Source organism: Pedobacter sp. 01N310 (assembly GCF_056399805.1).
On record NZ_JBFTSB010000001.1, the window covers coordinates 127,199 to 140,490 of the forward strand.

General features: G+C 36.6%; 15 protein-coding genes. 8 read left to right on the plus strand and 7 right to left on the minus strand.

The genetic code is table 11. The features are described from left to right. Nucleotides 1–11 precede the first annotated feature (11 nt). Entirely contained in the window at nucleotides 12–479 is a 468-nt protein-coding gene (locus AC1DNH_RS00435; RefSeq protein WP_477583166.1) for an Lrp/AsnC family transcriptional regulator, read from the plus strand. Between the two features lie 73 nt (nucleotides 480–552). On the opposite strand, the gene AC1DNH_RS00440 is transcribed toward AC1DNH_RS00435, so the two are convergent. Further along, nucleotides 553–1,011, minus strand: a complete 459-nt coding sequence (locus tag AC1DNH_RS00440) for an organic hydroperoxide resistance protein (protein WP_477583164.1) — start codon at nucleotides 1,009–1,011, stop codon at nucleotides 553–555. 56 nt (nucleotides 1,012–1,067) lie between these two features. Further along, entirely contained in the window at nucleotides 1,068–2,117 is a 1,050-nt protein-coding gene (locus AC1DNH_RS00445) for an alpha/beta fold hydrolase (RefSeq protein WP_477610723.1), read from the minus strand. A 473-nt stretch (nucleotides 2,118–2,590) separates the two neighbouring features. On the opposite strand from AC1DNH_RS00445, the gene AC1DNH_RS00450 reads away from it, so the two are divergent. The 4 genes from AC1DNH_RS00450 (at nucleotide 2,591) to AC1DNH_RS00465 (ending at nucleotide 5,535) form a co-directional block, all read left to right on the plus strand. After that, nucleotides 2,591–3,610 carry a sensor histidine kinase gene (locus AC1DNH_RS00450; protein WP_477583829.1) on the plus strand — a complete coding sequence of 340 codons (1,020 nt, stop codon included), beginning with the start codon at nucleotides 2,591–2,593 and terminating at the stop codon, nucleotides 3,608–3,610. Next, nucleotides 3,591–4,352: a LytR/AlgR family response regulator transcription factor gene (locus AC1DNH_RS00455; RefSeq protein WP_477583828.1), complete on the plus strand. Its 762-nt coding sequence runs from the start codon at nucleotides 3,591–3,593 to the stop codon at nucleotides 4,350–4,352. Before AC1DNH_RS00450 ends, AC1DNH_RS00455 begins: the two co-directional genes overlap by 20 nt. 214 nt (nucleotides 4,353–4,566) lie before the next feature. Further along, the gene (locus tag AC1DNH_RS00460) at nucleotides 4,567–5,349 is read left to right on the plus strand and encodes a DUF1223 domain-containing protein (protein ID WP_477583826.1); all 783 of its coding nucleotides are present in this window, start codon (nucleotides 4,567–4,569) and stop codon (nucleotides 5,347–5,349) included. Between the two features lie 12 nt (nucleotides 5,350–5,361). Then, nucleotides 5,362–5,535, plus strand: a complete 174-nt coding sequence (locus AC1DNH_RS00465; RefSeq protein ID WP_477583824.1) for a hypothetical protein — start codon at nucleotides 5,362–5,364, stop codon at nucleotides 5,533–5,535. Nucleotides 5,536–5,793: 258 nt separating this feature from the next. On the opposite strand, the gene AC1DNH_RS00470 is transcribed toward AC1DNH_RS00465, so the two are convergent. Further along, nucleotides 5,794–6,189, minus strand: a complete 396-nt coding sequence (locus AC1DNH_RS00470) for a DoxX family protein (RefSeq protein ID WP_477583822.1) — start codon at nucleotides 6,187–6,189, stop codon at nucleotides 5,794–5,796. A 312-nt stretch (nucleotides 6,190–6,501) separates the two neighbouring features. Between AC1DNH_RS00470 and AC1DNH_RS00475 the strand changes: the two genes are divergently transcribed. Further along, nucleotides 6,502–7,872: a YeiH family protein gene (locus AC1DNH_RS00475; RefSeq protein ID WP_477625059.1), complete on the plus strand. Its 1,371-nt coding sequence runs from the start codon at nucleotides 6,502–6,504 to the stop codon at nucleotides 7,870–7,872. Between the two features lie 443 nt (nucleotides 7,873–8,315). Then, on the plus strand, nucleotides 8,316–9,203 hold the full coding sequence (locus AC1DNH_RS00480) for a sugar phosphate isomerase/epimerase family protein (protein WP_477583755.1): 888 nt from the start codon (nucleotides 8,316–8,318) through the stop codon (nucleotides 9,201–9,203). A gap of 40 nt (nucleotides 9,204–9,243) precedes the next feature. Here AC1DNH_RS00480 and AC1DNH_RS00485 read toward each other — a convergent pair whose 3' ends face one another. After that, nucleotides 9,244–9,870, minus strand: a complete 627-nt coding sequence (locus tag AC1DNH_RS00485) for a hypothetical protein (RefSeq protein WP_477583753.1) — start codon at nucleotides 9,868–9,870, stop codon at nucleotides 9,244–9,246. A 273-nt stretch (nucleotides 9,871–10,143) separates the two neighbouring features. On the opposite strand from AC1DNH_RS00485, the gene AC1DNH_RS00490 reads away from it, so the two are divergent. Then, nucleotides 10,144–10,632, plus strand: coding sequence for a hypothetical protein (locus tag AC1DNH_RS00490; protein ID WP_477583751.1), 489 nt, complete (start codon nucleotides 10,144–10,146; stop codon nucleotides 10,630–10,632). Nucleotides 10,633–10,745: 113 nt separating this feature from the next. Here AC1DNH_RS00490 and AC1DNH_RS00495 read toward each other — a convergent pair whose 3' ends face one another. The 3 genes from AC1DNH_RS00495 to AC1DNH_RS00505 form a co-directional block, all read right to left on the minus strand. Further along, on the minus strand, nucleotides 10,746–10,955 hold the full coding sequence (locus AC1DNH_RS00495) for a cold shock domain-containing protein (RefSeq protein WP_215126053.1): 210 nt from the start codon (nucleotides 10,953–10,955) through the stop codon (nucleotides 10,746–10,748). 178 nt (nucleotides 10,956–11,133) lie between these two features. Then, nucleotides 11,134–12,273: a sensor histidine kinase gene (locus AC1DNH_RS00500; RefSeq protein ID WP_477583749.1), complete on the minus strand. Its 1,140-nt coding sequence runs from the start codon at nucleotides 12,271–12,273 to the stop codon at nucleotides 11,134–11,136. A gap of 233 nt (nucleotides 12,274–12,506) precedes the next feature. Next, on the minus strand, nucleotides 12,507–13,232 hold the full coding sequence (locus AC1DNH_RS00505) for a LytR/AlgR family response regulator transcription factor (protein ID WP_477610167.1): 726 nt from the start codon (nucleotides 13,230–13,232) through the stop codon (nucleotides 12,507–12,509). Between the last annotated feature and the right edge of the window lie 60 nt (nucleotides 13,233–13,292).

Genomic DNA, 13,292 nt, shown 5'->3' on the forward strand with positions numbered 1-13,292 from the left:
TAATCACTATAATGGAATTATACAGCCCTGACCAAACAGACAGAGATATTTTAACACTATTACAAAAAGATGCAAGGCTAACCTATAAGGAACTGGCTGCTATGCTACATTTGTCAAAATCGCCCATTCAGGAACGTGTAAAACGCTTAGAACGTTTAGGATTTATCTCTTCGATAGTAGCATTAATCGATCCTAATAAATTTGAGAACTGTATGATATCCTATTTACAGGTTCAGCTTACCAATCATTCTGTTAATGCCTTCCGGTTATTTCAGCAGGAGGTAAGCAAACTTGATGAAGTACTGGAATGTTACCATACAACAGGAGGTTTTGATTTTATGTTAAAAGTTGTTGCAAGGAATATGATTGCTTATAACGATTTTTTAATTAATAAATTCGGCCGTTTGGATAATATAGGTACCCTTAATAGTTCGCTTGTAATTAAGCAGGCTAAACGCGAAACTGCTTTTCCTGTATAGCATGATCATTAAATTAATAAATCAAAAAAGCACCCCAATTTTAACCTGGAGTGCTTTTTTGGTTTATGGTAGCTTATATCGCTACATTGATCTGGACATTGATATTACCACGGGTAGCTTTAGAGTATGGACAGGTTTGGTGAGCAGCTTCAACCACTATTTTTGCTTCTTCGTAGGTAAGCCCGGGTAAAACCACATTTAATCTTGCCTGAAGATTAAAACCACTATCGGCCAAAGCCAGATCAACTTCTGCATCAATTGCAGTATCAGCAGGAAGTACAATTTTAAGTTGGGGAGCATTGTGTTTCATTGCACCAATAAAACATGCAGCCCAGCCTGCAGCAAATAATTGCTCAGGGTTAGTTCCTTTTCCTGCACTGCCAGGAGATGATAGTGCGGTGTCAAGCGCTCCATCGCTACTTTTTGCGAAGCCCTCACGACCGCCATTTACATGTACTTTTCCTGTGTAAAGCACTTTGTTGATCACTACATTTAACGTATTTGCTGATTCGATTACATTTTGATTTTCCATTTTTTTAAAATTTATTATGATTGTTAAAATTATTAGAAGAGTATTTTAGCTTTTTTTTACGCCATCATTGCTGCCTGGATAATGGCATCCGCAAATGCCTTAGGTGCTTCCTGAGGAAGATTGTGTCCAATGCCTCCACTAAGATTATGGTGCACATATTTACCTTTAAACTTAGCTGCATAATTATCAGGGTTGCCATGCGGTGCACCATTTGCATCACCTTCGAGTGTAATGCTTGGAATCGTTATTGCCGGAAATGTGGCTAGTATTTTTTCATATTTTTCATATTGTGCTTCCCCACCTGCCAGCCCCAATCTCCACCTGTAGTTATGAATTACAATGGCCACATGATCTGGATTATCCAATTCAACTCCCGACTTTTCGAAAACAGCATCAGTAAATTTCCATTCTGGAGAAGCGGTTTGCCAGATCAGTTTAGCAAAATCTTTTCGGTTAGCTTCATATCCTAAACGGCCACGTTCAGTTGCAAAGTAGAACTGATACCACCATGATAACTCAGCTTTTGGCGATAATGGTTTTTGGTTTAGCTCCTGGTTTCCAATGAGGTATCCACTTACCGAAACCATTGCTTTACAACGTTCTGGCCACAAGGCAGCCATAATATTGGCCGTTCTTGCTCCCCAATCAAAGCCACCAATTACTGCTTTATCTATTTTTAAGGCATCCATCAAAGCAATAATATCTGCAGCAATGGCCGATTGCTGTCCATTTCTCGGTGTTTTTGCCGAAAGAAACTGCGTACTGCCATGGCCGCGGAGGTGCGGAACGATTACCCGGTATCCTTCTGCAGAAAGCAGGGCGGCCACATCGGTATAACTGTGAATTGTATAAGGCCATCCATGTAACAGTATAACTGGTTCGCCATCTGCTGGGCCGCTTTCTGCATAACCCATGTTTAATACACCGGCATTAATCTGTTTTATCCTATCGAAGGATATATTGCCATTGATTTTATTATTGCTGGATTTATTTTTTGTAATTCCTTTGGCGTTCAAAAGGTTTAATCCACCAAGTTCTGCAGCGGCCACGGTTAATGCTGCTAAACTTAAAAAGCGCCGGCGGCTATAATTATTTTGATTTTCCATTTGCTAAAATTTGTTGATAATTAATGTTTTACTCCGTTAGGTATGTCAAAATTAATGCGGATGGAAAGGGGAGATTAGTGTTTTCGGGATGAAATAGACAAATTAGGTTTTGACTTATACATTGTTAGCCCTGAGTAAGACTATAATTGAACTCAAAGGAATGGGTATCATTTTGTGCCGGCTATCGTGTTGATACATTTTCTATTGTTAGCCTTTTTATGCGTTTGTTAACTATTTTAACGAAACAGGGATCTTACCGAAATAAAAACACAATTCTTGTGCTGATTTAAACCTGGCATTGTCTGCTTAAGCGCCGAATCTGTCTGGTTCAGGCTTAAAAATGTTTAACTATAAGATTTGCGTGGTTACTTTAGGTGAAAAAAGAAGAGATATATGTGGTGCAGCCATCATATTTAAAAAAATATTATTTTTGATTATCCCAACCCACCTAATTAGCCTGGCTAAAAACTGATATGACCAAAAACCCTTTAAAGATTTCGCCTGCCATTATCTGGGTAAGTTCCATTTTTCTTGGAGTTTTATCTTCTGTTCCACAAATAGCAGAACATCATTTTAATGCAGCCGAAGCGGCAGTTAATGCTGGTATTACCTCGGTATTTGCTTTGCTGATGTGGTATTTGAATATTTACATGCTGTCGCGAAAGAGCAGTAGGCCAAACAAACAGGGGATTTCCTATTCCAGGTTATTTAAAAGCCTTTTAATTGGTATTGGTATTATGCTTTGCCTGGCGTGGATTCAGCAATTGATCCTTTCGCACATTAATTTCGGTCCGGTGATGTTGATGGTTGAAGTAAGGGGAATATTGATCAATTTAATTTTTTATATGTTCCTTCATCTGTTGCAACAAAATTACGAAAATCAACAGGTGAATATGGAATTGGAGAAAATCAAAAGTGATAGTTTGGGCGCGCAGTACGAATTGCTAAAGCAGCAGGTTAATCCTCATTTTCTTTTTAATAGCCTCAACACACTAAAGGCTATGGTAGAAATCGGCGATGAAGCGGCTGTCGATTTTATCCTTAAACTTTCTAATTTTTATCGATATACCCTCGAAAGCCGTAAATTAGACCTGATTCACGTTGCGGAAGAAATGGAAATACTCAATGCCTATTTATTTTTACAACAGGCAAGATTTGATGGTGGTTTTAGTTTTACTTCTACTTTAAACGAAGAAATATTGCACACTTTAATTCCTCCCTTTACGCTGCAACTGTTAATCGAAAACTGTCTCAAACATAATGTAGTTTCGTTGGATAAACCTTTGCACATCAGCTTGTATGCCGAAGATGGGCAAATTGTTTTGGAAAACCCTATACGTTTAAAAACTGCAGATAACAACTCATTGGGGGTTGGACTAAAAAATATCATGTTGCGCTACCAGCATCTTCTTGAAAAACCAATCGAAATTATTAACGATGGCCAAATTTTTAAAATTAAACTCCCATTAATTCATGAACATCATCATCATTGAGGATGAGCTGAAAACAGCTAAATCACTCGAAAATATAATTTTGAGCCTGAGGCCCGACGTGAAAATAGTAGGGCAGTACCAGAGCATCGAAGGATCGGTAAAAGCGTTATCAGAACAGCCACAGCCCGATTTGATATTTATGGATATTCAATTGGCAGATGGATTATGTTTTGAAATATTTAAACAGGTTAAAGTAAACAGTCCTATTGTGTTCTGCACTGCTTTCGATGAGTACTCGTTAGAAGCTTTTAAGCGTAATGGAGTAGATTATGTGTTAAAACCCTTTTCCAAAACAGATATCCAGGAGGCCTTTCAAAAGGTAGACGGCCTTCAGAATTTTTTTCAGCAAAAAGTAATCCCCGATTTAAGCAATTTATTGGCGAAATTGAGCAGTCCTGCCGGAAAAGAGAGCTTTTTAGTGTTTAAAAACCAAAAATATACCACTGTTCAAACCGAGAATATTGCTTTCTTTTACATCAGAAATGATGCTTCAACCATTATGTGCTTCGATAAACAAGAGTTTGCATTAAATCAATCTCTTGATCAGATTACAGCATTGGTGTCATCTAAACAGTTCTTCAGGGTTAACCGCCAATATTTAGTTAACTTTAAAGCCATTAAAGAAATAGAACATTATTTCTTAAGAAAATTGTTTGTTAAACTGGTGATTGAAACTCCAGATAAGTTGCTGATTAATAAGGAAAAAACACCTGCTTTTCTTTCCTGGATGGAAGATAGGTAAGAAAAATCAATATTTATCTGCTATTAGGTAACAAGCTTGGCCAGAAACGGATATCCGTTTCTGGCCTTTTTTGCTTTAAGGCGTGCTCGTAACTAATTTGTCTTATTTATCGGCTTCCTGTCTAGCTCTTCCACCAATTTGTCCGGTTCAGCTATTTTCCACCTAATTTCAGGCATACTATCCGCTTATTTTTGATAAAAAAAGAATAGAAATTATGAAAACACTAAAAAGAATAGCGATCGTAAATGCAGTCATTGTGGCGGTAATAGCACTTAGCGCATTTATTTGGGTAGGATCTGCACAAGAAAAAAAAGTGGAGCAGCCCGTTAATGGGAGAGGCTTTGCCGTTTTGGAATTATTTACGTCTGAAGGATGTTCGAGCTGTCCGCCAGCAGAAGAACTGTTGGCCAAAATAGAGAAAGAATCTAATGGGAAACCAGTGTATGTGCTTGGATATCATGTTGATTATTTTGATAATTTAGGTTGGAAGGATGTTTTTGGAAGTCAGGAAAACACAAAAAGGCAAAAAAAATATAGTGCTTGGTTAAACGCACAGGTTTATACCCCTCAATTGGTTATTAACGGCGCTCAGGAATTTATAGGCTCTAATGAAAACGACGTAAGAAATGCCATTAATGAACAGCTTCTGAATAAAAGGTATACAGCCAGTTTAGCCTTCGATACGAAAAGGGATGGGGATGTACTGAAAATAAATTACGAAACCAAAGGTACTCAGGCTAGCGACGATCTCCTTTTTGCACTGGTACAAAAGAGCGGTAGTACCGATGTACAGCGTGGGGAGAATGCAGGACTTAAATTATCCCACATCCAAATGGTACGGAAAACCTTAACACTGTCTCTAAAGGATGCAAAATCTGGAACTGCGGTATTGAATATCCCTAAAGATAGTAGTGCCGAAAAATGGGAAGTAATCGGAATGGTTCAGCATAAAACAACAGGCGCAATTTCAGCAGTAAATGCATCAACAACATTTTAATCATTTATCATCATGGAAAATCATCAAAATACCACAACCAACAGTTTATTAGTTGGATTGGCAAGCTTAATGTCGACACTTTTTCTGGTTAGCCCCCCATTTGAAAAAAATCCACAGCAATGTGAAATGGTGCAAAGCATCGGAAAGAAAAAAGAGAAAGGACTGGAGAATGAGCCAGTTGTATAACATAAATCTAGTTGCTAATTTATAAGCAACGTTTATTAGTTAGGAGGTCGCCATATATTTGGCGACTTTTCTATTTAAAAATAATTTGCGCTGTGCTTTAGCATCAAACAAAGAGATTAGTGACGCATTCACAGCCTTGGATGTTTAGCTGTTTTATAGATTACAGATGCTGTACCAGGTAAAATTTCTCACCAATAAAAAAGGCGCTACTAGCGCCCTTTTTATGTGAAAACTGATTTAATTAGAATTATTCAAACCTTAAATAGCAGTTAGATTAGAATAGTGGGTAGGATAAAGTTTTTGGAACATCAGGTAGGTTATTGTAACGATAGCAAAGGCTATAATGGCATCAGTAGTGGCTAGCGGACCGATCACAATTAGTTTTGAGCAGAATGCAAAAATGATATCAAAGAATATCCCTGCAAATACCCATTCTTTTAACCTTAACCATCTGTTGGGGATTAGTAGAACCACGATTCCGGCTAATTTAGCAACACCAAGTACATAAATAAAGTACGCTGGATATCCCAGTTTTAATGTAATGTCCCAAACAATAGGGTTTTTTGTGAGTTCACAAACTCCGCTGGTGCCAAACCATAACGAAGTTAGTGAGGCACCGATCCAATAAATGGTTTTTGTTGTTTTAAGTGTCATAATATTTTTTTTAAGTTGCCCAAAAATGTTGCATAAACATTCCAAAAACCAGTTGAATGGATCTGAACCAGACAAATTGAATCCTGAATTAGACAATTGAATGAATTTGTTTTTAAATATTAGTTTGTGATGCATTTTTAACTTAAAAGGCCCACTAATAAATGTGTAGATCAAAGTCAGATATTTGTTACGGATAAAATCCTCCTGAATATTTACTTTAGTTTCGATATTGGGTATTCGTTTACGGTTTATTGATCGTATCCGCCAATATTTTTAGAAATGAAATCAAATTAACACCATAATTAATCAACTATGTCGAATCGAAACAACGCAGCCGATACTACTGGAGCCTTAACAGATGCTGGGATAAGCCCGGATAAGAAAACATTTTTACAATCACTCACCGAAGATTGGTGGGCTGTTATATTGGGAACGATTATTATTGCCACTGTACTTTATTTAACCAACAATGGTACTGTAATAAGTTTACCTGCATTTAAATGGGCAACCAGTGAAGACCTTTTGGGTAAAATATTATCAGCATCCAACTTATTGTTAATTGTTGAAATGGGGGCAGTTTTTCTGGCCTTAGCTTCGGTAGCGATAGGTTTATCTGGAGGCAGTGTTGCGCGGTTTGCTGGCGGTTTTGCGCTCATCTATTTTTTAGCTATCGTTTCTTTTATTATCGGAGGCAATAAAAGTGTATCCTATTTTGGGTTAGAATATGTGGTATTTGCATTGCTTATCGGTATCGCATTGGGCAACCTGATCAGGTTGCCATCTTGGCTAAAAGAAGCAGTACGGTCTGAGTTTTATATTAAAACAGGTTTGGTGATATTAGGAACCACTATTTTATCGGCCGATCTGATCAAAGCTGGTTTACCCGGTATAATACAGGCCGTTATTGTTGTTACTGTAGTTTGGTTTTTTTCGATGTGGTTAAGCCGCAAGTTAAAAGTAGATGATGAATTTGGCGTAATATTGGCCTCAGCCGTATCTATTTGTGGTGTTTCTGCAGCAATTGTTGCTGCAGGCGCTATTAATGGTGATAAACGTAAATTATCTTATGTAACCACGCTGGTATTGATTATGGCTATCCCGATGATGATTATTCTGCCTTGGGCGGTAAAGTATTTTCATATACCTGAGGTGATTGGTGGGGCATGGCTGGGTGGTACCTTGGATACAACGGCAACCGTAACCGCTGCAGGCGATTTGGTTGGGCCAATAGCCGTTAAAGCAGGTGTTATAGCCAAGTTTTCGCAAAATGTTTTTATTGGTGTTGCTGCTTTTTTTATAGCTATATGGTGGGCCTATAAAAAACCTAAAAGTGAAGATGGTATACCCTTCAAAGCAGAGCGCCCGGGGTTGAAAATTGTGTGGGAGCGATTTCCGAAATTTGTATTGGGTTTTGTTGCAGCATCTTTGGTGTTTTCTTTTCTGTTATCTCCCACAACTGCAAAAAGTGTTGGACCAACCTTAAACGGCTTACGTACAGTGTGGTTTGCAATCGCTTTTATTTCAATCGGTATGGAAGCTAAATTTTCATCACTGGTAAAACTTCAGGGCGGTAAACCCGCATTTACATTTGTTACAGCACAAATATTTAACATATTTTGGACCCTCTTATGGTCGTATATTTTATTTGGCGGATATCTATTTCCTATACCTGATTTTAAATAAGTGAGGAATTGGGTTTTACGCTATCATTCACAGATTCCTATAGGAAAGTCGTCAATTGCGAGGAACGAAGATAACCGAACGATTGAGCTCATGAATGCCTTTAAAAACATATGCAAAAATGAATAATCTTAATGTGTAAGACGCTTTTACCCCAAAAACGTTGCAGTAGAAATGCCGCTATTATGCCAACACCGCTAAATTGTCGACGAACTGGATTTAAAAAGTGCCCAATGGCAGAAGTTATTTTTGTATTTGATTGAAAGGAGCTTCCATTTATTCCGTTTTCTTCGGAATCTGTGATTTTGCTGATACAAAACTTAATGATTAGATTTTATATTATCTTTAAGGGAGAATTTTTAGACACTCACCAGGAAGTTGTTCAGTTAATTAGGAGAAGGGGAGCTTGAGACTTCATTTTTTGACCAAATCGTTTAAATAACAATATGAGAAGTACAAAATTTAGCTATCTGGCTTTTTTTATCTGCCTGGTTTATACCGGTTTTTGTGGTTTTATTTCTGATAAACAGGCATATCCGCGTTTAGGGATTGTATCTGGATTAGCACAGGACAGTTTAGCTTATGCCTCTGGTTTTAAAATGATTGGCGAATCTGTTCCGAAGATGCTTTCACCTGCATTAACAGATGATCAGTTTCTTGCCAACGTGGTAAAGATTAAAGCTGCAAAATGTAAAGTATTAACCTGTAACCTTTTCTATCCGGCGAGTATAAAAATAGCTGGCCCAGAGGTAGATGAAGCGAAGGTTTTAACTTATACCGAAACTGTTCTTTCAAGAGCTCAACAAGCGGGGATCAAGTTTATTGTTTTGGGCAGCTCGGGGGCAAGGAGTATTCCGGCTGATTATAATGTCGTTAAGGCAAAATCAGATTTTATTAGCCTGGGCAAAAAACTAGCGCAAATTGCCGGGAAATATAAGGTTACAATTTTGCTAGAAAATCTCGAAACCACCGAAACTAACTTCATCACCTCGTTAAAGTCAGCTGCAGAAATTGTAAGGGAGATTGATCATCCAAATTTCAGGCTTAATGCTGATATATTTCACATGATGCGTGAAGGAGAGTCCCCAAATGAAATTATTGAGGCCGGAACATTAATTGCATTTTCTGAGGTTGCCGAAAAACAAAACAGGTCGTTGCCAGGTGTTATGGGCGACGATTTTAAGCCTTATTTAAGAGCCTTACACAAAATAAACTATAAAGGTTTCATCTTTATGGAAGGAAGTATCAAAAATGCTGCTGTAGAAATGCCGCTTGCTTTCAAATATCTTTCTGCTCAGATTGCAGAAGTGTATTCGGAAAAGAAAGCAGATTAATTATTGTTCTTTTCTACTGAAATAAGATATATAAATGCTGTTATTTCGACAATAATACCAGCGATTGCACATTTGATTTTTCTGCAGCCTTATCAATATTTGGTAAACGCATTTTTGCAACGTTGGCCTCGACAGTTAAAGATGGATTTTCACTTTTAGTAAGTGCAGCTATGTCTCTTACTGTGCTCGATAACATTTTAAGTGTAAGCATAAATTGACGGTCGATATTCCTGATCTTCTGAAAATCAACATTTGGATTAAAATGTTCGGTATTCGACCGCTCACTTTGATTAAACTGGATGCTGTCTAAAAGAACCAATTTGTCTGTAATCTGGTTCAATACTTCGTCCGAAAGATTTAGTCCTTGTATGCCTATTACCCTATTGTTTTTTATATAATAATCTAAGCCATTAAAGCTAATGAGGGTTAAGTTATTCCTGTTGATGATGTATTCTGCCTTTGGAAGACTATTTTTCGAACGGTTTTTATTATATGCACAGCGCTGAGCAGCTAAACGTTCAATCATATCGTTTCCGTTCAATCTATCTACATTCTCGAAAATATCAGCTAGTTTTGTTGGCTTGTTTTGAGCAAGAACATGAATTGATAAGCAAGATAATGAAGTGATTACAAGGAATACTAGAGCGGATGATTTGATACTTTTCATGCCGCAAAGATATATGTATAATTGCTAAAATTAAATTTTTTGTATGTTTAATATTACGTTTTTAAGGTGTTTTTGATTTTTTTTGATGATAAAAATCAATTTTTTATTTAACAGGTATTTAATAATTAAAAAACACACGCAATTCTTTGGCTTAGCAGATTGGATTTTTACGGAAAAGAATTCGCAATTAGGTTTTTAATTCTGTGCTTTTTTGTGCTTAAGAAATAGTTCTATACTTTTGGTTTCGCGATATATAGTATTACCTTATTATTGATGATCGAACTCGACTTTTTCTTTAATCTGCCTAATGGCGATATCATGCATTTTCAGCTTATCCGGCTTTCGAGAGGTGAGCTGTGGACTGTTCTTGACCATAAACAGGTATTGGAAAGGATAATAAAAGAAGGTGGGAAATGGAAAACATTGCTAGGCAGTTCCCTATCCGAAGAACTTATACAAAGTATAGGACTGTTTATTGATCGGCAGCAATATCAAAATTTGCCTATCGAGATTAAATTGAGATGGCCAAAGCTTATTGAGGAAATTATAGTGAATTCAGATACTGAATATATTGTGGTCTGCAAGCCCTTTGTAAATTTCAGATCATTTGAAAAAATGTTTGAAAAATTTGTACCTGCCATGATAAAGGATGAGTGGGCAATCAATTTCAAAGTTTACAACCACGATTTTGGCGAAGATTTTATAAAGAAACTAAGCCGCAAGGAAGAAAAATCCAGTTATCATCCTATTCAGAAATGGTAATCTTATATTGGAAGCAGGGATTCTGCTTCATATTAAATTTCAACTATTTAAAATATCACATATAATTTCCTTTATTGGATTTAGTATGGCGTCAAAATTTAATTAAGGTGCTATTAAGATGTTAATTCTGCAGTGTTAACTAAATGTATTTTTGTTGCAGCAAGACCTCTTGCTGTAAGCTCTATTTCAAAAGAAATTTCATCATTAAGCCTGATTTCTTCCTGGAGTTCCATTAAAAAGAATTGAATTTTCTGTTCATTTTCATCTTTAATAATGCCATGTCCACTATTTTGATCTACATAGCATATTGTACCCTTTCTCATTTTTTATCTGTTTTGTTAAGATTTACCCTTAATTCTTCAATGAAGATTTATTTAAATATTAGAACGTCAATTAGGAGGGTTTAATATAGTAATAATTTTGTTACATTGAGTTGAGGAAATCGATATATTTATTGATGGTGAGAATGTAGAAGGGGTTCTTATTGGGTCAATTTAATTGTTAAAGAGGGATAGTTTGTTCAGCTTTTTTATCTTCTGATTCTATTATTAATGCATTTAAGGAAATACTTATGCTTAAAATATAGAAGCCTTCTTCGTCTATTCCTGCAGTTATTTCGGCATTTTGGTGATAAGCGTATTTTAATCGGTTACGGATATTGTCCATTCCTGAACCAAAGCCTACCTTGCTTTGTATTAATCTGGGTAAATTTCGGCTTTCGATACGCAGTTTGTCATCAAAGGTATAAACATCTATAGTGGCCTTATCTTCTATGCTATTAAGATTGCCGTGTTTAAACATGTTTTCTAAAATAGTAAGCAAAACAAGCGGAATTAATTTGATTTCATCAAGATCAGGGCCGCTAGCAAGCTCAATATAAATTGCACCTTGCGTAATGCGGTGCAAACCAATCAGGTTTTCGCATTGTGCAATCTCTTCACTTAAATATACGTAGCCTTCATTATGTTGGGTATTGGCAGCAAAACGCATCATATCTGAAAGATAAAGCATTACCTTGGCGTCTTCTGGAGAGTAGGTGCTTAGTTTCTGGTGTATAAACTCAAAAGTATTAAAGAGCAGATGTGGATTAATCTGTGCTTTCATGAAAGCATTCTTAGACATAGCTAGTTCCTTATCCATTTTTTCCTTATCAATAAGCATTTGAAAACGCAGTTTTTCGATACGTGATTTTTCTGCTTTTTCTTTGATGAACCGCTTTAAGAAATAGTAACCTGTAGAAAAAAGAAGGAAAAACGAACCCCTATAAAGTACCCTGGATATTCTGATCCTAAAACTTGGCAATTTCCCCGGTAAAATATTGGTATAAGTATTTAATAGAATATCAACTACGGTAACTATGCCCAAATAGGCCAAGATTGCGAGGATAACTACCAGAGGAACCTTCCATACCGCTCCGCTAGGGAACTCTATGGCTTTTTCTATCAGTAAAGGATAGGTGTAAAATAAGGTCATATTAATCAAGTAGTGAATAGCGTAGTTGCCGAACGTTCCTAAGATACCTGCAAAATAAAGCACCATCAGCGTTTCCCAAATGATAAATACAGTCCAAGCAATTATGTGTATCCGGTAAGTATACAGCCAGTTTCGCAACATACTGTTGCTCCATTTTAAACTATTCATAAAGACTTATTTACTATTTGTGTAACGATTAAAGTTATAGCGTGCTATCGCGGCTAGTTTTCGAAAAAAAAGATATGAAAACTCAAAAATTAGCTAAAAGAACACTTTTTGTATTTAAAAAAAAATATAATGGAAAAATAAATGAACCAATAAGTACTTCCGAACCAACTACCGTTGTAATCACTACAGGCATATGTGTAATTTAAATTCAGCAAGCATTTCATTAGTAGCCGTTATTTTTTACGGCTGCTAATGATTAACCTTTCAGAAATAAAGTTTCTAAATTCATTATAATATATATCTCCAACGGTAAAATTTATGTGGTTATTCATCGTAATCCGATTACCATCCACATATAAAATCTTATCAATAGCAACAATATAACCGCGGTGTAACTGTATAAAACCTTTCTTAAGGCTAAGCTGTTCCCGAACATCTTTTAGGCTTAAATAAGCAATAATTACTTTTTCTACGGTATGTATTTTAATGTAATTGTGGAAACTTTCAAAAGCAATAATATCTTCATATTTAACCATTACCGCACGGTGTTCCTCTTCTTTGTTTTTAACCAGAAAGTAATCTTCGTTGGCACCACCGGTCATTTCCTGTCCAAAAAGACGCGTAATGGTAGTGGCAAATTTGGCGTAACTATATGGTTTAAGCAAATAAGCATCTCCTGCTGCTTCAAAAGCATCAAAAGCGTATTCCTGGTGTGAAGTGGTGAAGATGAGCTTTCTGGTTCTAAAGCGGATGGCCTTAGCCAGTTCCAGACCGGAAATCTGGGGCATTTCCACATCCATAAAAATTACATCGACTGTGTCTGAGTTGGCTAGCTCCCTTAAAGCAGTAACTGGATCAGTATATTGCTGGACGAGTCGCATGTTCGGGGTATCCTCAATATATTTTTGTAGCCCCGCTAAGGAACTGAACTGGTCGTCTATGGCTATGCACTTAATCATCTTCAAAAATCTGTTTCTCTTATAACGAAATTACGCCTTTTCGTACCGAAAAGGGTACTA